Here is a 22,069-nt window from a genome sequence, read left to right on the forward strand (position 1 = left end):
CGGCGTTTTTGTTTGGATGGCTGGGTAGAGTCGACCGGGTAGAGTCGACTGTGTAGAGTCGACTGTTAGTCGACTAACGCGCGCAGCGCGGGATTTTCGCGGCCTGATGGAAGAGCAGTCGACTGACAGTCGACTCTACCGATCCCAATCCCCAATCCCGATCCTGGTGCCGTGTCAGCGATACACCACGTAGCGCATCAACAGGAACGACACGCAGGCCAGCCCGCCCTCCACCAGCGGCTTGGCCAGCCACGTGTACTGCAGGCCCAGCGCCTGGTCGACCAGACTGACCAGCAGCGTGCTCGCCGCGGTCAGCAGCAGCCACAGCCCGAAGAAGCGTGCAAAGCGCTTCCATCCCAGCTTGCGGGTGCCGGCCTCGGCAAAGGTGTAACGGCCGTTGAGCCAGAAGCCCAGCAGCATGCCGGCCAGGCGACCGGCGATGTTGGCCGGCGCTACCGGCATACCCAGCGCGGTGGCGACCACGAACACCAGCCAATCGACCAGCAGCTGCACGAGCCCGATCACGAGGTAGGCGCTTCCCTGGCGGACGAGGCTCATCGGCATGGTGAAAGAAGAGGGATGCCCATGTTAACGGCCCACACTCTAGAATCATCGGCAACGAACCACGGACTGCCGTTCCCATGACCCAAGCCCTGCACGTCATCATCCTCGCCGCCGGCGCTGGCAAGCGCATGAAGTCGGTGCTGCCGAAGGTGATGCAGCCGATTGCCGGCCAACCGATGCTCGCGCACGTGATCGATACGGCCCGCGAGCTGCAGCCGGCTGCTATCCACGTGGTCTACGGCCATGGTGGCGAGGTGGTGCGTCAGTACTTCGCCGACCAGCCCGATCTGCAATGGGCTGAACAGGCGCAGCAGCTCGGTACCGGCCATGCGGTGGCCCAGGCGATGCCGCAGGTGCCGGATGCCGCACAGGTACTGGTGCTGTACGGCGATGTGCCGCTGATCCGCGCGCAGACCCTGCGCGACCTGCTGGCGCAGCCGGGACGGTTGGCGGTGTTGGTCGCCGACGTCGATGACCCGACCGGCTACGGCCGCGTACTGCGCGATGCAGAGGGCAGGGTGGGTTCGATCGTCGAGCAGAAGGACGCCACCGACGACCAGCTGCGCGTGCGCACGATCAACACCGGCATCATCGCCGCCGAGTCGACCGCGCTGCGGCGCTGGCTGTCGCAGCTGTCCAACAGCAATGCACAGGGCGAGTACTACCTGACCGACGTGTTCGCGTTTGCCGCGCATGAGTACACTCCGGCCGAAATGGCGCTGGTGGCCGATGCGCAGGAGGCCGAGGGAGCGAATGATCCGTGGCAGCTGTCGCAGCTGGAGCGTGCCTGGCAGCGCCGGGCGGTGCGTGCGCTGTGCGCACAGGGCGCGCGCGTGCGCGACCCGGCACGGCTGGACATCCGCGGCATTGTCACCGTGGGCAGCGACGTGCTGATCGACGTCGACGTGGTGCTGGAAGGCAACGTCGTGCTGGGCGATGGCGTCACCGTAGGCCCATTCAACCGCCTGAAGGACGTCAATCTTGGTCCTGGCACCGAAGTGCGCGCGCACTGCGATCTGGAAGGCGTGGTCACCGAAGGCGCGGCGCAGATCGGCCCGTTCGCGCGGCTGCGCCCAGGTACCGTGCTCGCCGATGGCGTGCATGTCGGCAACTTCGTCGAAACCAAGAAGGTGACGCTGGGCGTGGGCAGCAAGGCCAATCACCTGACCTATCTCGGCGATGCCGTGATCGGCAGCAAGGTGAACATCGGTGCCGGCACCATTACCTGCAACTACGACGGTGTGAACAAGTCGACCACCACCATCGGCGACAACGCGTTCATCGGCTCCAACAGTTCGCTGGTTGCGCCGCTGACGATCGGCGAAGGTGCGACCATCGCCGCCGGCTCGGTCATCACCCGAACCGCACCGGACGGCAAGTTGACACTGGCTCGTGCACGACAGGAAACCATCGATGGCTGGAAGCGCCCGGTCAAGAAGTCCTGAGCCCCGTCTCCCGCGCGCCGACGAGCTCGGCGTGCTGCAGGCGGTCGAACAGCGTGCCGGTGAGCTGCTGAAGGGCCACGAAGCCTGCCCGGTGTTTGCCGGCCATGGCCTGGACCTGCCGACGCTGCAGGACGGCCTTCAGCGTGGCCAGTTGTGGGTGGTGGATGCGGCTGACGGTGGCATCGCCGGCTATCTGCTTGCCGGCGAACTGGCAGGTGAGTTCCACGTGCTGCAGATGGACGTGGATCCTGCACACGCGCGGCAAGGTCATGGGCGCACGTTGTTGCGCCATGCATTGGTACAGGCCCGGGCGGAAGGCTATCGCTCGGCTGTGCTGACCACGCTGTCCGACGTACCGTGGAATGCGGCCTTCTACGCCAGTGAAGGGTTCGAGGTAGTGCCCGAGGCACAGTGGAGCGATGGCCTGCGCGCGGTGATGGCCGAAGAGGCCGCGCTGGGATTTCCAATGCATCTGCGCGTGGCGATGCGGCAGGTTTGGTAGGTGCCGACCTTGGTCGGCACATCCACGCATGGCGTGGATCTATTCGCTGGGCCGGCTCAACCCACCGGCAGCAGGATCGACACGCACAATCCGCCATCGCCGCGGTTCTGCAACGACACCCGCCCACCGTGCGCTTCCACGATCTCGCGGGTCAGCGCCAAACCCAATCCAGTTCCATTGCGCTTGGTCGAATAGAACGGCATCAGTGCGTTCTGCAGCACCTGCTCGTTCATGCCCTTGCCGCGGTCAAGTACGTCCAGGCGCAGCCACTGCGGCAGCCGCGTGAGGTGCACCTGTACGTCATCGTTGGGCGGATCAGCGTCGGCGCAGGCTTCATGCGCATTCTTCAGAAGATTCAACAGCGCCTGCCCGAACTGCGCGATGTCGATGCGGCTGCTCAGCTCCTCGTCCGGTTCGCGATCCATGGTGAACGGAATCTGCTGGCGCAGGCTGGACAGGAACGGTGCCCAGTGCACGGTCTGCAGCTGCGGCTGCGGCAGCTTGGCAAAGCGCGCATAGCCGCGGATGAAGCCTTCCAGATGGCGCGCGCGGTCTTCAATGGTGGTGAATATCTCCGGCAGCCTGTCGAAGCGCTCGCGCTGCACCAGCACGCCACCGGAATGCGCCAGTGATGCGATCGGTGCCAGCGAATTGTTGAGCTCGTGGCTGATCACCCGGATCACCTTCTTCCAGGTCTGCACTTCCTGGCGGCGCAGTTCGGCGGTCAGCAGGCGCACCAGCAGCAGGTCGTGCGGGCGGCCATTGAGCTGGAACGCGCGGCGCGACAGGTGGTAGACCTGCTCGTCATCCTCATCGCCGTCTTCGCCTTCCGCATGCACCGCGAACAGGCTGTCACCGCCCCGGGCGATGGCATCGCGCAGTTCCACCGGCACCTGTTCCAGCACGTCTTCCAGGCGCTGGCCTTCCAGCTTCCAGCCGCCGTGCAGGAGCTTGCGCGCAGCCAGGTTGGAGAACACCACGCGGGCGATGCCATCACCGCCGGAGGCGATCAACAGCATCGCAACCGGCGTGTTCTGCACCATGGTGTCCAGCAGCAGCTCACGTTGCACCAGGCCCTGCCGCTGCTCACGCAGTACATCACCCAGTTCGCGGTGTGCCTGCACCAGGTCGCCGAGCTCGTCATTGCCGGGCCAGTGCACGCCGAAGTTGTATTCGCCGTCGCGATAGCTGCTGGTGGTGCCCGCCAGGGCCCGCATCAGTGACCGCACCGGGGCGGTAGCCCGACGCAGGGTCCACCACATCAGTGACAGCAGGATCAGCGCCGATACCGTGGTCACCACCCAACCATGGTCCATCCAGTAGGCCAGCAGCCACGGCAGTGCCGCAGCCAGTGCCAGCACCGGCAGCAGGCGCAGGAACAGGCGGAAAGTGAAGGAGCGCCGCTTCATTCGCGTGGAATACCGTGGCGGTCCATACGCCGGTACAGCGCCTGGCGGCTCAGGCCGAGCTCGGCGGCAGCCTGGGCGATGACGCCATGGTTGCGCGCCAGCACATCCTCGATGCGTGCGCGGTCGGGGTCATTGCCTGCGCTGGGTGCCGGTCGTGGTGCGACGGCTGCGCGCGGCAGGTTGAGATCGGCCACTTCGATGCGGTTGCCGGTGGCCAGCAGCTCGGCGCGCTGGATCACGTTGCGCAGCTCCCGCACGTTACCCGGCCAGGGGTGCCGTTGCAGGGCCGCGGTGGCGGCGCTGGACAGGGGCTTGCCCGCGGCCAGGAAGCGCTCGGCCAGCGGCACGATGTCACCCGGACGTTCGGCCAGCGGCGGCAGCACCAGTTCCACCGTGTTGAGGCGGTAATAGAGGTCTTCGCGGAAAGTGCCGTCGCGGATCATGGCCGGCAGGTCAGCGTTGGTCGCGCTGACCACGCGCACCTTGACCTGGCGCTCGCGGTTGGAACCCAGGCGCTCAAAGCGGCCGGTTTCCAACACGCGCAGCAGCTTCATCTGACCGCCGAGCGACAGGTTGCCGATCTCATCCAGGAACAGGGTGCCACCATCGGCGGCCTCGAACTTGCCTTCGCGCGCCTTGTTGGCGCCGGTGTACGCACCGGCCTCGGCACCGAACAGTTCGGCTTCGATCAGCTCCGACGGCAGTGCACCGCAGTTGACCGTGATGAACGGACCCTTTGCCACCAGCGAGTTGGCCTGGATGATCTGCGCGATTTTTTCCTTGCCGGCACCATTGGGGCCGGTGATCAGTACCGGCAGTTCCGAGCGTGCGACCTGGCAGGCGAGTGCGATCACGCGCTCGCTGGCGGGGTCGGCGAAAACCGCGCCGCACAGGTTGTACTTCTCTTCCAGCGCGTTGCGCTGGCGTAGTTCACGGCTGCGGCGCCGGTCCAGTTCGCGGCGCGCCTCGGACAGTTCCAGCAGGTTGTTGACCGTGGTCATCAGCTTGCGATCGTCCCACGGCTTGGCCAGGTAGTCAGCCGCGCCGGCCTTGACCAGATCCACCGCGCTGCTGAGGTGGGTCCAGGCTGTCAGCAGGATCACCGGCAGATCGGGATGGCGCGCGCGGATCTGCGCGAACAGGGCCTCGCCTTCCTCACCGGAGGTGGTGTCTTCGCTGAAGTTCATGTCCTGGATCACCAGGTCGACCGGCTGCGACTCGAGCAGGGCCAGCCCTTCGGACGGACTCTGCGCCTGCAGGGTGTCGATGTCGTGCAGGGAGAACAGCACGTCCAGTGCGGTGCCCACACTGGCGTTGTCGTCGATGATCAGGATTGCAGGCATCACATGGTTCTGCAGAAAGGGATGGGCGGCGCCGATGGAGCCGTTCGTGTCCACGTACCGGGAGAGCCCGGCGCCACCCATCAAGCATAGCCAAAGCCGTGGCCATGCAGGCGTTGCCGCTTCTCAGGGGCGGGGCGGAGGCGGCGGCGGAGCATCCAGCGCCTGGCGCCAGGCGTCCGCATCCACCGCCACGCTCACCAGCCGTCGCTCCCGCCGCAGCAGCAGGTAGGCCCGCGCGGCGGGGGAATCGATCAGGGCCTGGGACAGGTGGTCGATCTGGTACACGGGCGTGTCATCCACCCGCAGGATGCGGTCGCCACGGCGGACACCGAATCGGCCCTCCGGGCGCGCGGCCTCCACCTGGATCTGCCCTTCGGTCGAGTGCAGCGCCAGCCGGGCCTCGCCCTGCTGCCACTGCAGGCTGCTTGCGCTGCCACCGCCGGCAAGTGCCGGCAGTGGCAGGAGCATCAGCAGAGTCATCAGCCGTGTGCGCATCTCAGGCTCCGCGCGTGGCGACTGCGGGGGGGACCGCCGCAGCGCGGCGCGCCGGGCCGAACACCGCGACCTGGCCCAGCGTCCACAGCAGCAGGGCGCCCAGCGGCAGGTACAGCAGCGGCATGCGCGGCAGCTCGTACAGGTTCATCAGTGCCAGGTTGATCGCGTAGGCGGCCAGCATGCCCAGCACGATGCCCAGCGTGGCCAGCAGGAAGTTCTCGGTCTGGAAGTAGCGCAGGATCTGGCCACGGGTGGCACCGAGTGCGCGGCGGATGCCGATCTGCTTGCTGCGCTGCTGCACCCAGAAGCTGGCCAGCCCGACGATGCCGAGCGCAGTGACCACCAGCAGCGCCACGCAGACGGTGATCAGCAGGCCGACCATTGCACGGTCGTTCTTGAAGAAGTCCTCGCGCTGGTCGGTGAACGACTGCTTCTCGCGGATCAGGCGGTTGGGATCGTTGCGGTCCAGGGCGGACAGTGCGGCCTTGAGCACCTCATCGCGGCGCGCAGGATCGGTGCGCAGCATGTAGATGCCATCGCCGAAGACGCGGCGCACCGGCATGATCATGGTGTCATCCCAGTTGTTGCCCCAGCCATTGGGCGTGGCCAGCGTATCGACGATGCCGATCACGTTCACCGTCTGCTTGCCCATGTAGTACGTCTTGCCCAGCGCATTGCCGTCCGGCGCCATCTTGTGCGCGGCGGCCTGGCTGAGGATCACCGGCGTGCCGTTGGCCTTGCTCAGGTTGTCGAAGTCGAAGTACTCGGCCGGCTGGAAGTCGCGGCCGGCAACCAGGTTGAGGCCCAGCGTGCGCAACGCGTCTTCGGAGAACGTGTACATGCCGACGCTGGCCGTCGGCCGTTCCTGGTTCATTTCGCGCGAGATGCTGGTGTTGGACGAACTGTTGCGGAACGGCACCTGGTTGATCACGCTGACCGCGGTGACCCCGGGGATGGCGCGCAGCGATGCCAGGTCTTCGCGGGTGCGGGCGGCGGCATCGGTCTGCTTGCCGACGCCGGTCACGCGGACCAGGACCAGCTCGTTTTCGGCCATGCCGCTGGTCCGGCTGATGCGCTCCACGCGCTGGCTGACCAAGAACAGGGCATTGCAGACGATGGCGCAGGTCAGGGCGATTTCAAGCACGATCAGCGCGGCAGCGGTCTTATGCCGGCGCAGGGTGCTGAGGATGGGGCGGATGTCCATGGGAGGTCCTCGTTCTCGTGCTTACTGCGACTTGAGCTGGATGGCGGGAGTGACCTGCATCGCGCGCCAGGCGGGCAGGAAGCCGGCGGCGAGGCTGGCGAGCAGGGTCAGGCCCAGCGCAAGCAGCAGCATGCTGCCATCCAGGTGGGCCAGCTGTGCGTAGCTGACGGGCTGCTGGCGGACCGCGTACAGCCCCAGCAGGGCCAGTCCGATGCCGAGCACGCCGCCGACCACACCCACGGCACCGGCTTCGACCAGGCACTGCAGGAAGATCTGGCCGCGGCTGGCGCCCAGCGCGCGGCGCACACCGATCTCGCCGCTGCGGCGCAGGAACTTGGCCAGCAGCAGGCCGACCGTGTTGACCAGGCAGACCCCCAGGAAGCCCAGGGCCAGCCACAGCTGCAGCCGCACGTCGCTGGGTACCGCGCCCTTGAAGTCCAGCCACTCCATCACGTTGCGCAGGCGCACGTTGACCGGGCGTTCGAAGCGGCCGGCCTGGCGCTGCAGGCTGGAGTAGTTCTCCAGATAGCGCCGGTAGTCGCCGGCCTTGGACGGATCCATCTCTGCCCAGTACTGCAGGTAGGCGCAGGGCGCGTTGACGGAGTAACTGTTGGCGCCGTCGGGATTTTCGCCGAAGCAGTTCATGTTGCCATTGCTGCCCAGCTGGAGATCGAACGAGGTGGAGATCGGCGCCAGCAGATCCTCCTCCTTGCCGAACGCGCCGGTGGTGAGGTCGAAGAAGTGCGGCTCCGGGTTCCAGGCCTTCATGACGCCGACGATGCGCAGCGCATTGCCCTCAAGCCGGATTTCGCGACCGACGCTGTTCGCGCCCTGGAACAGCTTCTCGTTGAGCGCCTTGGAGATGACGGCCACGCGGGCCCGCCCGTTGTCGTCCTCGCGGGTCCACGGCCGCCCGTACTGCATGGGCACGTTGAACATCGGGAAGAAGTCGGCCGAGGTCCAGCGGGTGTCGATGGAGAACGGCTTGAGCGTACTGTTATCCGGTTCGATCGTTGCATCACCGGCCGTCATCATCACCTGGCGCTCGGCTTTCGCTTCGCGCAGCAGGGCTTCGGCGTCATAGCGCGTCATCTGCTCTTCCGGTTCCTCCTCAAGGCCGAAGCCGTTGCGGGGCCGTGGGTCGATCTGCGCGTAGAACAGGCGCTCGCTCTTGTCCGGAATGGGGTTGCCGGACAGGACGTGGAACACGGTCAGGGTGGTCATCGAGGCACCGATGCCGAGCGCGATGGCCACCACCATCAGCGCGGTCAGGACCTTGTTGCGGCGGAAGCTGCGCACCGCCAGTCGAGCGTAGTAGGCGAACATGGTCGTGCCCTCACTCGTTGACGGCGACGATGTGGCGCGGCGGGGTGGCCAGCACCGGCTCGCGCACCAGGTCGGTCACCTGGCCATCGACGATGTGCACGTTGCGCTGCGCGCGCGCGGCCAGTTCCGGGTCGTGGGTGACCATCACGATGGTGGTGCCGGCGGCGTTGATCTCCTCCAGCAGTTCCATCACGCCGCGGGCCATCTGCGTGTCCAGGTTGCCGGTCGGTTCGTCGGCCAGCAGCAGGCGCGGGCTGCCGGCCAGGGCACGCGCGATGGCCGCGCGCTGCTGCTGGCCACCGGACAGTTCATTCGGGTAATGCTTCATACGTGAGCCGAGGCCGACCTGACTCAGCGCCTTCTCGATACGTTCGCGGCGCTCGTTGGCGCTCATCTTCCGATAGCGCAGCGGCACGTCCACGTTGTCGAACAGGTTCAGGTCGGGGATCAGGTTGAAGCCCTGGAAGATGAAGCCGATCTTCTGGTTGCGCAGGCGGCTGCGGGCGTCGTCGCCCAGCGTGCTCACGTCCTGGCCGTCGAGCATGTAGGTGCCGCTGGTGAAGGTTTCCAGCAGGCCGGCGATGTTGAGGAAGGTGGTTTTGCCAGAGCCTGACGGGCCGGTGACGGCGACGAACTCACCTTCCTTGACCTGCAGTTCCAGCGAGCGCAGTGCGTGGGTTTCCACTTGTTCGGTGCGGAAGACTTTGGCGACCGAACGCATTTCGAGCATGTACATGGCGTGTCCTCTCTCCAGGATTCAGGTATCAGGTATCAGTTGACGGAGACGCGTTCGGCGTCCTTGAACAGGTCGCTGCCGGAGACCACGATGCGGTCGCCCGGCTGCACACCCGACTTGATTTCCACTTCGCCCAGGCTGCTGACGCCCAGTTCCACCGGACGCCGCACCGCGGTGCGGCCATCCATCACGTAGGCCACGCCATTGCCCTGTTCGACGAACGGGCCGCGCTCGACCTTCAGCACGTCCTTGCGGGTGTCGAGCAGCACGCGCACCGACATCCGCTGGCTCTGGCGCAGGCCTTCCGGCTGTGCGCTGGCGAAGCGCACGCGGGCATTGACCTCGCCGTTGACCACTTCCGGTGACACCGCGCTGATCTCGCCCGGGAAGGGCTTGCCGTTGCCGCCGGTCAGCTGCGCCGGCATGCCGATGGCCAGGTCGCGGGCGAAGCTTTCCGGCACCTTGATCTCGACTTCGAACTTGGACAGATCGACCACGCCCAGCACCGGCGCATTGGCGGCCAGGTTGGTGGACTGGACGGCCTGCACCTGGCCGACCTGGCCATCGAACGGTGCGCGCAGGGTCAGTGCATCGACCTGGCGCTGCACTTCAGCCACCACGGCCTTCTGGCGGTCGGCCAGCAGGCGCTTGTTGCGGGCATCCAGGTCAGCGCCCTGGCTCTGCAGGCGGGCATCGGTGGTGGCATTGGCCAGGGTGATGTCGGCCTTCTTCAGCGAGTCCTTGGCCTTGGCCAGATCGATCTGCGGTACTGCGCCGCCGTCGTAACCGCGCTGGTAGCGTTGCAGGTCGCGATCGGCGGCCTGCCGTTCGATGGTGGCCTGGTCGGTTTCCTTGCGCGACTTGGCGCGGGCCAGGGTGGCATCCAGCGCGGCGCGGCTGGCCTCTGCCTCCAGGCCGGCCAGGGTGGCCTGTTCCTGGGCCAGCTTGCTGCGCAGTTCCGGGCTGTCGATGATCGCCAGCTCCTGGCCTTTCTTGACCACGTCGCCGGCGACCACCTTCAGGTCCACGGTGCCGGCCGAGATGGCGTACAGGATTGGACTGTTGGCGGCGATCACGCGGCCGTCGGCGGCAATGTCGCGGACCAGGTCGCCGCGCTTCACTTCGGCGATGCGCACGCGGCTGCTGTCGAAGGAGCGGCTGGCATTGGACCAGGCGTGCACGGCCCAGCCGATGCCGGCCAGCAGCACGATGGCGCCCAGTGCCGGCCAGCGATAGCGCTGCCAGTTGGCGCGGGTGGTGCCGGCCGGGGCGGAGGAAACGATCTGGTCCTGTGCGGAAGTGTCGCGGATCATCGGGTGCGTGCCTGACGGTGGTAGCCAGTATCAAGCACGTAGCGTGCCAACTTTATTTCCTTTCAGGTCAATGGGTTGGGCGGCATGCTGAAGTGTCCGGGTGTCCGCGGACACCTTTCCGGACACTTTCATTAAGCGGACAGGAGGGGGAAGCCGGACACGCGGGCTAGAATGCGCCGATCGTCTTCAAGGAAACGCGTGACATGTGTGGAATCGTGGGTGCAATCGCCGATCGCGATGTGGTGCCGGTACTGATCGAGGGCCTGAAGCGGCTTGAGTACCGTGGTTACGACTCCTCGGGCATCGCGGTGATCGACCACGCCGCGCGTCCCGAAGTACGCCGTGTCCGTCGCACGGGTCGCGTGTCGGAAATGGCCACCGCGGCCGAGGCCGAGGGTTTCAATGCGGTGCTGGGCATCGGCCACACCCGCTGGGCCACCCATGGGGGCGTCACCGAGGCCAACGCGCATCCGCATATCAGCCACGGTGTCGCGCTGGTGCACAACGGCATCATCGAGAACCACGAAGAGCAGCGCGAGAAGCTGCGTGCGCTGGGCTACACCTTCGAGTCGCAGACCGATACCGAAGTGATCGCGCACCTGATCCACCATCACCTGAAGGACGGCGACGACCTGCTGGTGGCGTTGCAGCACACGGTGAAAGAGCTGACCGGTGCCTATGCGCTGGCCGTGGTCAGCCGCGCCGAGCCGGAGCGCTTCGTCTGCGCACGCATGGGCTGCCCGCTGCTGGTCGGCCTGGGGGAGGGCGAGAACTTCGTTGCCTCCGACGTTTCGGCGGTGATCTCGGCCACCCGCAAGGTCATCTTCCTGGAAGAGGGCGACACCGCCGAGATCCGCCGCGACGGCGTGCGCATCTTCGACGAGCATGACCAGCCGGTCGAACGCGATGTGCATCTGTCCGATGTGTCGCTGGCTTCGCTGGAGCTGGGTCCGTACCGCCACTTCATGCAGAAGGAAATCCACGAGCAGCCGCGCGCGCTGGGCGACACCATCGAGGCGGCGATCGACGCCGGTGGTTTCCCGGCCGAGCTGTTCGGCAAGAACGCCGAAGCGGTGCTGTCGGGCATCGAGGGCGTGCAGATCATTGCCTGCGGCACCAGCTACTACGCCGGCCTGACCGCGCGCTACTGGATCGAAGCCATCGCCGGCCTGCCGTGCAGCGTGGAGATCGCCAGCGAGTACCGTTATCGCGCCGCTTATGCGAACCCGAAGCACCTGGTCGTCACCATCTCCCAGTCCGGCGAAACGCTGGATACGATGGAGGCGCTGAAGTACGCCAAGTCGCTCGGCCACAAGCACACGCTGTCGATCTGCAACGTGCCGGAAAGCGCGATTCCGCGCGCCAGCGAGCTGGTCTGCTACACCCGGGCCGGCGCCGAGATCGGCGTGGCCTCGACCAAGGCCTTCACCACCCAGCTGGCCGCACTGTTCCAGCTGACCGTGGTGCTGGGCAAGCTGCAGGGCCGTATCGACGCAGCGCAGGAAGCGGATTACCTGGAGCAGTTGCGCTTCCTGCCAGGCAGCGTGCAGCACGCACTGAACCTGGAACCGCAGATCGCCGCCTGGGCCGAGCGCTTCGCGCGCAAGTCCAATGCGCTGTTCCTGGGGCGTGGCCTGCATTACCCGATCGCGCTGGAAGGCTCGCTCAAGCTCAAGGAAATCTCCTACATCCACGCCGAGGCCTACCCGGCAGGCGAGCTGAAGCATGGCCCCCTGGCGCTGGTGGACGAGGACATGCCGGTGGTGGTGATCGCGCCGAACGACAGCCTGCTGGAAAAGGTGAAGTCGAACATGCAGGAAGTGCGCGCGCGTGGCGGTGAACTGTTCGTGTTCGCCGACCAGGACAGCAACTTCAATGAGTCCGAAGGCGTGCACGTGATCCGCACGCCGCGCCACGCCGGGGTGCTGAGCCCGATCGTGCACACCATTCCGGTGCAGCTGCTGGCCTACCACACCGCGCTGGCACGCGGCACTGACGTGGACAAGCCGCGCAACCTGGCCAAGAGCGTGACGGTGGAGTAAGGCGTTACCGGAAACGGGCTGAGAGGTGAGGGACGAGGGCGTTTCTGCTCTCGTCCTTTCGCTATCCGGGTGTTGTGGAGGCCACGCTCAGGACGGCCTCAGGTACGGCATGTGACTTAGCTGAAGCTGTGGGAAGGCCTGGCCTCAACTATCTACGCATCTCGAAGACTCGAGACTTTGTCATTTTTGCGTGGCATTCGATGATGTCGATGCGATCAAAGATGTCTTCTGAATCATATGGTTCGAGATTGATCTCCCCGCATTTATCTGTTTTCGACTTGATCCAGCTCCGCTGGGAGTCACGTTCAGTCGCCTGCCGATACTTCGGCAAATTCTCCCAGATCAAGTTGAGGTTGGCGTCCTGAGTTCGATATTGCCTGAGTGCGTCCTCCAGCATCAGGTGCCGGCCATTGACGGCAAGTGTCGTGATGACGTGTAACGACCACGGCCCGTTGTAGTTCGAAACGTCTGCTGTGATTGAACCGCCATCAATCTCATGTGCTCTGAACTCGACGTTGTCGAAATGGACACTCCTGTCGCCAAATTTCCCCTTGGCATTATCCAGGACGCGCATCTTTTGGTACTGATTAAGCTTCATTACGTCCGCGACTGCGGCCGGTATTTCAATCCTGAGTTTTGCATTGCAAATCAGGGCATTTCTGCCAGATCCGTCGCTCATCTTCTTGATAGAGATTGTTTCAATTTCCTCCAGTGCGATAGGAATTGAGTCCTGCTTGTCCGAGTACGCAGCGAAGGGTTTGTTGTCGAGCTTTGAGGGCGCATATATATAATCGCTGTAGGTGTAGCCGCTGGCTCTGTGTCGAATGTCTTTGATCGCGGCCATGACTACATCATCGCGATTGCACTTGAATTCCTTCGGGGGACTGCCTGTCCCTGTGCACCCGGTGGAGAGGATTGAGCCTATGAGGCTGAACGATAGGAATAGTTCACGGATCTTCATGGTCTAAGTGTTGATCTTCTTCATACTTCATGCGGAATTACGGGCCATTCGCATCTGTTTCCGTGGACAGTGCTGAGCTCAAGGTGGCGCATCGTGCTGGAGTGCTTGTGCGGTTGGTCGCTTGTTGCAGTCTTTTCGAATGCCGAGTGCTGCACCTTGCGTCGTGTGGCGTGCTTTTGCCACATTCGGTGCAATTGAGGCACGACGCTGAGTAATGCTCCGGTGTTCAGGGGCTGGCTTAGCGTCGGGGCGAGTCAGTGACGTTGCGAGCGGCGACCAGTGGTCTTGGGGGCTGAAAGCGACAGAATGCGCGGCTCGTCGGTGCCATCCTCAGCGCAGCCGGGCAGCGAGGGATACAGGCGAAGCAATGGCTATGCCCAAGCATGAGGCCTGCCTCGCAGATCACGTGTGTGATCGAAAAATGAATTCTCGGGAAACGTGCTGTTATTTGATGCTCTGAGCTCTTCGCCTTGAGTTGCGAACGTTGGTGTTTGGTTGCCACGTCGATGACTTTAAGCCAGGGCAGGTTCTCGTCCCGGCGGGACGGTCGGGTTGAACTTGCTTGGCTGTATCTGCGCCCGGAAGCGGCCCTGGCAAGGCCCTGCTCCGCCGTACAGACAAGTAGTCTCGGATAGTCGAAGAAAAAAGAGCATGTCGAGCTGTTGACTGATCGCTGAGCTTTTCGGACAGCTGAACTTGCTGCAGGAGTGGCACGCATTTCCCTGACTTTGCGGATTCGGGCGGTTGCCCGCGCTTCGGCGATGGTTGTGCGAACTTGAGTGGCTTGAATCGGACTCTTGCGACGCTGCATGCGAAAGGGGCCGGCGTGGCCCCTTTCGTTTGCGTCGGTAGCGGTGGCAAGTGGGACAGCGGCTGGTCGTTCTGTCCGCCGTCGGCAGCAGGCAATCAATCTTTAATGCGCAACTGCGCTTGTATTCAGCGGCGGTTTCAGCCGCGGTGCCATTCTCTGGATCGTCAGCTGGTTCCCACGACGAACTGTCCTATTGATGCCGGTAGTGACCGATGGTCGCAGTCGTAGAATCGAGTTGACCGAGGTCCGGGTTGAGCCGTTGAGCCTACCTCGTTCGCGTTGCAGCACATCGTCTGCCGATCCATTCCAAGCGGCCGCCGGGTGCGCCAGACGTGCGCTGAAAGGTCTGTTCCCGGGGAGGGGGCGTATCGGAAGAGCACACTTTTTTGACTTCAGTGACCTGCACCAGGAAACAAGAATGAACGTCCGCGAACTCCTGCAATCCAAGAAAGAAGCTGTCATCACCATCGACGCCGAAGACACCATCGGTGCCGCCGCCCACAAGATGAGCGCGAATAAGATCGCTGCGCTGGTGGTGATGAAGGACGATGCCCCGGTCGGCATCATTTCCGAGAAGGACATCGTGCGTACCCTGGCCGACGACGGCCCGCAGGCCGGCCGCCGGGTGATCTCCAGCCTGCCGTCCACCGGCCTGGAAGGCATTGCGCCGGAAGCGACCCTGAAGCAGGCCATGTCGTTGATGACGTACTCGCGGCGCCGTCATCTGATGGTCACCGAAGGCACCCGACTGGTTGGCATCCTCAGCCTGGGCGACATCGTGAAGAACCTGCTGGGCGAGCTGGAACTGGAAAAGGCCGTGCTGCAGGACATCTACATGGCCGCCCACTGAGGGCTGGATCCCTGGATGCAGAGAAGCCGGGCATTGCCCGGCTTCTTCGTTCACGGCTTCGGTGATATCAGAAAGTGACCTTCACCGAATCGGCACTGTAGTTTGCCGGGCCGTGGTAGACCACCTCGATGTTGTTGCCATCCGGATCGAGCACGAAGGCGCCGTAGTAGCCCGGATGGTAGGGGCGTTCGCCCGGTGCACCGTTGTCGGTGCCGCCGGCGGCGATGGCTTCAGTGTGGAAGGCATCGACGGTAGCGCTGTCACGCGCCTGGAACGCCAGGTGGTGGCGGCCGGTCAGCTGGCCGGCGGCGGCCTCGCTGCTGGCGCTGGAAATGAACAGCTCATCTGCCCAGAAGTAATCATCGCCTTCGCCGGCGATCGGGATGCCGATCGTATCGAACACCGCCTGGTAGAAGCGGCGGCTGGCCGCCAGGTCACGCACCACCAGCTGGATGTGGTCGATCAGGCGGCCACGGTGCAGTTCCATCGTTTCCATACGAACCTCGCAAAAAAGGGGACGGAGGGGATTAAGTCGCTTCCGGCCAATAGTGCCAGAAACGACTTAATCCCCTCCGTCCCCTTTTTGTCAGTTGGAGATGATCTCGACCCAGTAGCCGTCCGGGTCCTTGATGAAGGCCAGGTTCTTCATGCGGCCGTCGGTCAGGCGCTTCTGGAAGGTCACGCCGAGGTCCTCGAAGCGCTGGCAGGCGGCCTCGATGTCCGGCACCGACACGCAGATGTGGCCAAAGCCGCGCGGGTCGCTGTTGCCGTCGTGGTAGACCGCGCCGTCCTGGGTTTCGGTGCCATGGTTGTGGGTCAGTTCCAGCACGCCCGGCAGGCCGGCCATCCACACGCGGCGCTGGGCGTCGTCTTCCGGCACCACCGCGCCGGCCGGTACGTAGGCCAGGAAGTACAGGCTGAACTGGGCCTCGGGGAAGTCGCGCTTGTCGATCAGCTGGTAGCCGAGCACGCGGGTGTAGAAGTCCAGCGAGGCGGTGATGTCCTTCACCCGCAGCATGGTGTGGTTGAACACGAAGCCGGTGGTTTCGGCAGGGGCCTGGGCGGCGACGCCGGGGACATCGCGCAGGGCAGGAATGGTCATGGGGGAGGTCCTTCAGACAGGGCCGTTGCTGGCCGGATGGGGTCATTCTACCGGCCGTCACCTGACGGCACCGCGACGTACAATGGCCGGATCGCACCGTTCCGTTCTGAGCATTGCCCGCCATGTCGCAGCGTGAATGGGTGGCCGCCGCCATCCGCAAGATCGAAGCCGATTTCAACCGTTCCGCCGATACCCATCTGATCCCGCTGGCGCTGCCCGGGTTCGAGGGCATTGATGTGTACCTGAAGGATGAGTCGAGCCATCCCACCGGCAGCCTCAAGCACCGGCTGGCACGCTCGCTGTTCCTGTACGCGTTGACCAACGGCTGGTTGCGCGAAGGACGGCCGGTGATCGAGGCGTCCAGTGGCTCGACCGCGGTGTCCGAAGCTTACTTCGCGCGCCTGCTCGGTCTGCCGTTCATTGCGGTGATCCCGGCCACGACCTCGCCGGAGAAGATTGCCGCCATCGAGTTCCACGGGGGCCGCTGCCACCTGGTCGAGCGCGCCTGCGAACTCAACGGTGAATCGGAGAAGCTGGCCCGCGAAACCGGTGGTCACTTCATGGACCAGTTCACCTATGCCGAGCGCGCCACCGACTGGCGTGCCAACAACAACATTGCCGAGTCCATCTTCAAGCAGATGGCCGAGGAGCCGAGCCCGGTTCCGGAATGGATCGTGTGCAGCCCCGGCACCGGCGGTACCGCGGCCACGCTGGGCCGCTATGTCAGCTACCGCCGGCACGACACCCGCATCCTGTGCGCGGACCCGGAAGTGTCGGTGTTCTTCGACGGTTACCAGGCCGCCGTGGCCGGTGAGCAGGACTGGCGGGGCCTGACCTGCAGCGGCGGCTCGCGTGTGGAAGGCATCGGCCGCCCGCGGGTGGAGCCGAGCTTCATTCCGACCAGCGTGGATGCGATGGTGAAGGTACCCGACGCGCTGAGCCTGGCCGCCATGCGCCATGTCAGCCGCCAGCTCGGCCGTCGTGTCGGCGGATCCACCGGCACCAATTTCATCGGCGTGCTGCAGGCCGCGCAGTGGATGCGCGAGGCCGGCCACCAGGGCAGCATCGTCAGCATCCTGTGCGACAGCGGCGAGCGCTATGCGCAGAGCTACTACGACCCGGCGTGGTACGCGCGCCAGGGCATCGATGTCGACGGTGCCGACGCACAGCTGGCCGCAGCGGTGGCCGGGCAGGGGCTGCCGGAACTGCCGTGGTGCAGCCTGGAAGCGCTGTAGCTCGGCAACGCACGGCCGGATGTGCATCGGCGGGGTAGAGTCGACTGTCAGTCGACTGCTCTACGTCCGGGTCGCGAAAATCCCCCGCTGCGCGCGAAAGTCGACTGACAGTCGACTCTACCCGGTCGGCGGGGCGGCTCAATATCCCGCTGCGGTGAACGCGTCCAGCACGGCATCGCGCAGCGCATCGGGCAATGCCTCGATGTCCATCGCGCGATCATCCAGATGCAGGCTCGGGTCCAGGATGCTGGTGCGTCCCTGGGCCAGCGCCTGCAGCCACAGCAGCACGCAGATCACGAACTCGCGCTCATGACCCAGCCGCAGCTGGCTGGCGCCGCGTTCGACCACTTCGAACGGATACCACTCCTGGGCATCGTTGAACGTGCCGCCCTGCTGTAGCACTGCCTGCAGCTGATGCAGGTGACGTGGGGCGTCGTCGCCGGCATCGCACAATGCGGCGATCCAGGTCAGTTCGGCCGGGCTGGCGGACAATGCCAGTGACCGGGCCGGTGAGGCGGATGCAACTGCAGCCAGACCTTCCATGTAGGGCCTCGTTTGGTGCGTATCGCTGCGGACTCCCCCGCAGCCAGAGCTTCGGTGCGCGACCGTAAGGCCGACGTGAATGCCGGGCCGTGCCCCCTTGTCAGTCCCGCCTGCCAGCGCCATATCCTGCATGCTGCCCGCCTGCCGGGCCCGTACCCTGGAGATCTGCCGTGACCGTTGCCAACCCCCTGCTCGATTTTTCCGGCCTGCCGCGCTTCGAGGCCATCCGCCCCGAGCACGTGGCGCCGGCGCTGGACGTGCTGCTGGCCGAGGCCGAGGCCGCCGTCAGCACGGCCGAGCAGGTGCAGCCGGTGCGCTGGCAGACCTTCGTGGCCCCGCTTGACGATGCCACCGAGCGCCTGTGGCGCGCCTGGGGGGTGGTCGGCCACCTGCAGGGCGTGGTCAACACCCCGGAACTGCGCGAGGCCTACAACAGCAACCTGCCGCGGGTGACCCGCTTTGCCAGCGCGCTGGGCCAGAACCTCGCGCTGTACCGTCAGTACCAGGCACTGGCTGCCAGCGCGGAGGCCGCGACGTTCGACGACGCCCAGCGCAAGGTGCTGGACAACACCCTGCGCGATTTCCGCCTCGGTGGTGCCGAGCTGGCGCCAGAGGCGCAGCAGCGCTTTGCGGCGATCAAGGAGGAGCTGTCGGCGCTGTCGGCGAAGTTCTCGCAGAACGTGCTCGACGCTACCGACGCGTGGTCGCTGATCATCGAGGACGAAGCGCGACTGAAGGGCGTGCCGGAAGACGTGAAGGCCGCTGCACATGCCGCAGCAGAAAAGGACGGCAAGGCCGGCTGGAAACTGACCCTGCAGATGCCGTGCTACCTGCCGGTGCAGACCTGGGGCGAGGACCGCGACCTGCGCGAGATCCTGTACCGCGCCAGTGCACAGCGTGCGTCCGAATTCGGCGACGACGCGCTGGACAACAGCGGCAACATCGACCGCATCCTGGCCCTGCGCGCGGAACTGGCGGCGCTGCTCGGCTTCGGTTCGTATGGCGATTATTCGGTGGCGACCAAGATGGCGCAGGACCCGGCCGAGGTGCTCGGTTTCCTGCGTGACCTGGCCTCGCGCGCCAAGCCGTTCGCCGCCAAGGATCGGGCCGAGCTGGAGCAGTTCGCACGCGAACAGCTCGGCATCGACAGCCTGCAGGCCTGGGACCTGGCGTTCGCCGCCGACCGCCTCAAGCAGGCGCGCTACAGCTATTCCGAGCAGGAAGTGAAGCAGTATTTCACCGAACCGAAGGTGCTGGGCGGCCTGTTCTCGGTGATCGAGCAGCTGTACGGCCTGCGCGTGCAGGAGGACAGCGCGCCGGTATGGCACGAGGATGTGCGCTTCTTCCGTCTGGTCGATGCGCAGGGCGCGCTGGTCGGCCAGTTCTATCTGGATCTGTATGCGCGCGAGGGCAAGCGTGGTGGTGCGTGGATGGACGATTGCCGCAACCGCCGCGAGCGTGCAGACGGCAGCGTGCAGACCCCGCTGGTCTACCTGGTGTGCAACTTCGGCCGCGGTGCCAACGGCAAGCCGGCCACCTTCAGTCACAACGAGGTGACCACCCTGTTCCATGAGATGGGCCACGGCCTGCACCAGCTGCTGACCCGCATCGGTGAGCTGGGCGTGGCTGGCATCAACGGCGTGGAGTGGGATGCGGTGGAGCTGCCCAGCCAGTTCATGGAGAACTTCTGCTGGGAATGGGACCACCTGCAGGGCATGACCGCGCACGTGGACAGTGGCGAGCCGCTGCCACGCGCGCTGTACGAGCGCATGCTGGCGGCACGCAACTTCCACAGCGGCATGGCGACCGTGCGCCAGCTGGAGTTCGGCCTGTTCGACATGCTGCTGCACAGCCAGTTCGAACCGGCGCAGGACAGCGTGCTGGCGCTGCTTGATCGGGTGCGCGCGGAGGTTGCGGTGAACCACCCGCCGGTCTGGAATCGCTTCCCGCACCAGTTCAGCCACATCTTCGCCGGCGGCTACGCGGCCGGTTACTACAGCTACAAGTGGGCTGAAGTGCTCAGTGCCGATGCATACGCCGCGTTCGAGGAAGCGCCGCAGGCACTGGCTGAAACCGGTGCACGCTTCCGCGATGAGATCCTGTCGCGCGGTGGCAGCCGTCCGGCCGCGGAAAACTTCAAGGCCTTCCGTGGGCGCGCACCGCAGATCGATGCGCTGCTGCGTCACTCGGGCATGGCGTAAACCGTTTGGTGGGTGCCAACCTTGGTTGGCACTTTCTGGTAATGGTGCGGACCAAGGTCCGCACCCACCGAAGAGCGGTGATGGGGCCAACCCGGCATGACCGCTGTGGTGGGTGCCAACCTTGGTTGGCACCTTCTGGCAATGGTGCGGACCAAGGTCCGCACCCACCGAAGAGCGGTGATGGGGCCAACCCGGCATGACCGCTGTGGTGGGTGCCAACCTTGGTTGGCACCTTCTGGCAATGGTGCGGACCAAGGTCCGCACCAACCAAAGAGCGCTGATGGGGCCAACCCGGCATGACCGCTGTGGTGGGTGCCAACCTTGGTTGGCACCTTCTGGCAATGGTGCGGACCAAGGTCCGCACCAACCAAAGAGCGCTGATGGGGCCAACCCGGCATGATCGCTGTGGTGGGTGCCAACCTTGGTTGGCACTTTCTGGTAATGGTGCGGACCAAGGTCCGCACCCACCGAAGAGCGGTGCGCTATTCGGCGTAGATCATCTTCCGGGTCATGCCGCCGTCCACGATGAAGTCCTGGCCGGTGGTGAAACTGGACAGCGATGACAGCAGATATACCGCCAGTGCACCGATATCTTCAGGGCGGCCGACCCGGCCGACCGGATGCTGGGCGTGGTCGGTGGCCGAGTAATCGGGCTCGTGGCGGCGCGAGGCTGCCTGCCACGCCGTGGTGCCGATCCAGCCGGGGCTGATGCTGTTCACCCGCACCGCCGGGCCGCTGCTGATCGCCAGCGCATGGGTGAAGGCCACCAGCCCACCCTTGGCCGCGGCATAGGCCTCGCTGTGCGCTTCGGATTGCCAGGCGCGGGTGGAGGCGATGTTGATGATCGTGCCCCCGGCGCTGGCGGTCAGCGCTGGCAACGCGTGCTTGCTGCACAGGAACGCACCATGCAGCGACGACAGACGACGCTGCCACTCGTCCCAGTCCATGTCGTGCAGCCGTGTGCCGTGTGGCCCGGCGATGCCGGCATTGTTGACCAGCCCGTCGATGCGGCCGAAGCGACGCAGCGCCTCGGCGATGAACGCGCGCACGCTGGCTTCGTCGGTGATGTCCAGGGGCTGGAACGCCGCATCGTCATCGCGCTGCCATTCGTCCAGGCAGGCCTGCCCGGCTTCCGTATCCAGATCGCCGATCAGCACGCGGCCACCGGCACCGAGCACGGCCTGGGCAATACCGCGACCGATGCCGTTGGCGCCGCCGGTGACCAACACCACTTTGCCCGACATCGGTGCGGCCGGCCATGCGGCAATCGGCGGCACGCGGCTCATGACAGGTCGTCCCCACGCAGGCGACGATGCCAGCCGTCCACACCGATGCGGTCCAGGGTCTGGATGTTGCGCTCGACGATCACGTCCGGGTCCGGATAGACATCCACCGCGCGCGCCACGCTGTCTTCGCGCAGCAGGTGCAGGGTGGGGAAGGGCGCGCGGTTGGTGTAGTTGCTGGCGTCGTCCGCGGCCACGCCGTCGAACTGGTAGTCCGGGTGGAAGCTGGCCACCTGCAGGATGCCCTGCAGGTCCAGCGCTTCGATGGCCGCGTCGGCGTTGTCGAGGAAGTCGTTGTAGTCGAGGAAGTCGGTCAGCACCTGCGGATGCACGATCAGCGAGGTGTCGATCTGCTCGGCCGGCGTATCGCGCAGCAGCACCAGCTCCTCGGCCAGCTGTTCAACCAGCGCTTCCGGCGTGGTCGCATCGCTGAGCACGATGCGGACCTGGTCCTTCACGTACACCGCCTTGGCGAACGGGCACAGGTTCAGGCCGATGACGATGCGCTCCAGCCACAGGCGGGTGGCGGCGATCGGGTCATCGGTGGGCAGGTGGGAATCGGTCATGGCGGGCACGTCGGCTGGCGGGGCCGCCATTGTAGGCAGTGTGCCGGTGCTGCGCTGTCCACTGTGCAGGAACTGGACAGTGGCGAAGCGGGAAACTCCTGACGATTCAATCCGTTGCGCGCTACCGATGGATGGCCG

At 65.3% G+C, this 22,069-nt stretch carries 20 protein-coding genes; 6 read left to right on the forward strand and 14 right to left on the reverse strand.

The window, feature by feature from the left end:
- Positions 1-174: 174 nt before the first annotated feature.
- Entirely contained in the window at positions 175-558 is a 384-nt protein-coding gene (locus tag HLA98_RS11235) for a GtrA family protein (protein WP_049445060.1), read from the reverse strand.
- An 83-nt stretch (positions 559-641) separates the two neighbouring features.
- Here HLA98_RS11235 and glmU point away from each other — a divergent pair, with 83 nt between their 5' ends.
- Positions 642-2,009, forward strand: coding sequence for a bifunctional UDP-N-acetylglucosamine diphosphorylase/glucosamine-1-phosphate N-acetyltransferase GlmU (glmU, locus tag HLA98_RS11240; protein WP_049445062.1), 1,368 nt, complete (start codon positions 642-644; stop codon positions 2,007-2,009).
- Positions 1,978-2,511, forward strand: coding sequence for a GNAT family N-acetyltransferase (locus HLA98_RS11245; RefSeq protein WP_057500512.1), 534 nt, complete (start codon positions 1,978-1,980; stop codon positions 2,509-2,511). Before glmU ends, HLA98_RS11245 begins: the two co-directional genes overlap by 32 nt.
- A 56-nt stretch (positions 2,512-2,567) precedes the next feature.
- Here the strand turns inward: HLA98_RS11245 and HLA98_RS11250 are convergent, their stop codons facing one another.
- The 7 genes from HLA98_RS11250 to HLA98_RS11280 all read right to left on the reverse strand — a co-directional run bounded on the left by HLA98_RS11250 (position 2,568) and on the right by HLA98_RS11280 (position 10,337).
- Positions 2,568-3,920 carry a sensor histidine kinase gene (locus HLA98_RS11250; protein WP_049445065.1) on the reverse strand — a complete coding sequence of 451 codons (1,353 nt, stop codon included), beginning with the start codon at positions 3,918-3,920 and terminating at the stop codon, positions 2,568-2,570.
- On the reverse strand, positions 3,917-5,263 hold the full coding sequence (locus tag HLA98_RS11255) for a sigma-54-dependent transcriptional regulator (RefSeq protein ID WP_057500521.1): 1,347 nt from the start codon (positions 5,261-5,263) through the stop codon (positions 3,917-3,919). The genes HLA98_RS11250 and HLA98_RS11255 overlap by 4 nt, the downstream gene beginning before the upstream one ends.
- Before the next feature lie 123 nt (positions 5,264-5,386).
- Positions 5,387-5,758 (reverse strand): PDZ domain-containing protein, encoded by a 372-nt coding sequence (locus HLA98_RS11260; protein WP_057500513.1) that lies wholly within the window; start codon positions 5,756-5,758, stop codon positions 5,387-5,389.
- Position 5,759: 1 nt separating this feature from the next.
- Entirely contained in the window at positions 5,760-6,962 is a 1,203-nt protein-coding gene (locus HLA98_RS11265) for an ABC transporter permease (protein WP_057495084.1), read from the reverse strand.
- A 21-nt stretch (positions 6,963-6,983) separates the two neighbouring features.
- Positions 6,984-8,288 carry an ABC transporter permease gene (locus HLA98_RS11270; RefSeq protein ID WP_049443921.1) on the reverse strand — a complete coding sequence of 435 codons (1,305 nt, stop codon included), beginning with the start codon at positions 8,286-8,288 and terminating at the stop codon, positions 6,984-6,986.
- Positions 8,289-8,298: 10 nt separating this feature from the next.
- Positions 8,299-9,024, reverse strand: coding sequence for an ABC transporter ATP-binding protein (locus HLA98_RS11275; RefSeq protein WP_032129038.1), 726 nt, complete (start codon positions 9,022-9,024; stop codon positions 8,299-8,301).
- Between the two features lie 35 nt (positions 9,025-9,059).
- Positions 9,060-10,337, reverse strand: coding sequence for an efflux RND transporter periplasmic adaptor subunit (locus HLA98_RS11280; protein ID WP_049443924.1), 1,278 nt, complete (start codon positions 10,335-10,337; stop codon positions 9,060-9,062).
- Between the two features lie 203 nt (positions 10,338-10,540).
- Between HLA98_RS11280 and glmS the strand changes: the two genes are divergently transcribed.
- Positions 10,541-12,379 (forward strand): glutamine--fructose-6-phosphate transaminase (isomerizing), encoded by a 1,839-nt coding sequence (gene glmS, locus HLA98_RS11285; RefSeq protein ID WP_057500514.1) that lies wholly within the window; start codon positions 10,541-10,543, stop codon positions 12,377-12,379.
- A gap of 148 nt (positions 12,380-12,527) precedes the next feature.
- On the opposite strand, the gene HLA98_RS11290 is transcribed toward glmS, so the two are convergent.
- Positions 12,528-13,223 carry a lysozyme inhibitor LprI family protein gene (locus HLA98_RS11290; protein WP_129550633.1) on the reverse strand — a complete coding sequence of 232 codons (696 nt, stop codon included), beginning with the start codon at positions 13,221-13,223 and terminating at the stop codon, positions 12,528-12,530.
- Between the two features lie 1,346 nt (positions 13,224-14,569).
- Here HLA98_RS11290 and HLA98_RS11295 point away from each other — a divergent pair.
- Positions 14,570-15,001, forward strand: a complete 432-nt coding sequence (locus HLA98_RS11295; protein WP_010481344.1) for a CBS domain-containing protein — start codon at positions 14,570-14,572, stop codon at positions 14,999-15,001.
- Positions 15,002-15,068: 67 nt separating this feature from the next.
- Here HLA98_RS11295 and HLA98_RS11300 read toward each other — a convergent pair whose 3' ends face one another.
- Positions 15,069-15,497 (reverse strand): VOC family protein, encoded by a 429-nt coding sequence (locus HLA98_RS11300; protein WP_057500516.1) that lies wholly within the window; start codon positions 15,495-15,497, stop codon positions 15,069-15,071.
- A 90-nt stretch (positions 15,498-15,587) separates the two neighbouring features.
- Positions 15,588-16,103, reverse strand: a complete 516-nt coding sequence (gene gloA, locus HLA98_RS11305) for a lactoylglutathione lyase (RefSeq protein ID WP_057500517.1) — start codon at positions 16,101-16,103, stop codon at positions 15,588-15,590.
- Positions 16,104-16,225: 122 nt separating this feature from the next.
- Here gloA and HLA98_RS11310 point away from each other — a divergent pair, with 122 nt between their 5' ends.
- On the forward strand, positions 16,226-17,338 hold the full coding sequence (locus HLA98_RS11310) for a PLP-dependent cysteine synthase family protein (RefSeq protein WP_057500518.1): 1,113 nt from the start codon (positions 16,226-16,228) through the stop codon (positions 17,336-17,338).
- A 138-nt stretch (positions 17,339-17,476) separates the two neighbouring features.
- Here the strand turns inward: HLA98_RS11310 and HLA98_RS11315 are convergent, their stop codons facing one another.
- A complete protein-coding gene (locus tag HLA98_RS11315) occupies positions 17,477-17,881 on the reverse strand; it encodes a hypothetical protein (RefSeq protein ID WP_057500519.1) in 405 nt (134 codons plus the stop codon).
- Positions 17,882-18,051: 170 nt separating this feature from the next.
- Here HLA98_RS11315 and HLA98_RS11320 point away from each other — a divergent pair, with 170 nt between their 5' ends.
- On the forward strand, positions 18,052-20,082 hold the full coding sequence (locus HLA98_RS11320) for a M3 family metallopeptidase (protein WP_057500520.1): 2,031 nt from the start codon (positions 18,052-18,054) through the stop codon (positions 20,080-20,082).
- 482 nt (positions 20,083-20,564) lie between these two features.
- On the opposite strand, the gene HLA98_RS11325 is transcribed toward HLA98_RS11320, so the two are convergent.
- Complete coding sequence (locus HLA98_RS11325) at positions 20,565-21,368, reverse strand: SDR family oxidoreductase (RefSeq protein ID WP_057501091.1); 804 nt, start codon at positions 21,366-21,368, stop codon at positions 20,565-20,567.
- A complete protein-coding gene (locus HLA98_RS11330; protein WP_057501090.1) occupies positions 21,365-21,931 on the reverse strand; it encodes a DUF1415 domain-containing protein in 567 nt (188 codons plus the stop codon). Before HLA98_RS11330 ends, HLA98_RS11325 begins: the two co-directional genes overlap by 4 nt.
- Between the last annotated feature and the right edge of the window lie 138 nt (positions 21,932-22,069).

The sequence above is a fragment of the Stenotrophomonas africana genome, from assembly GCF_013004645.1.
GTDB classification, from domain to species: domain Bacteria; phylum Pseudomonadota; class Gammaproteobacteria; order Xanthomonadales; family Xanthomonadaceae; genus Stenotrophomonas; species Stenotrophomonas africana.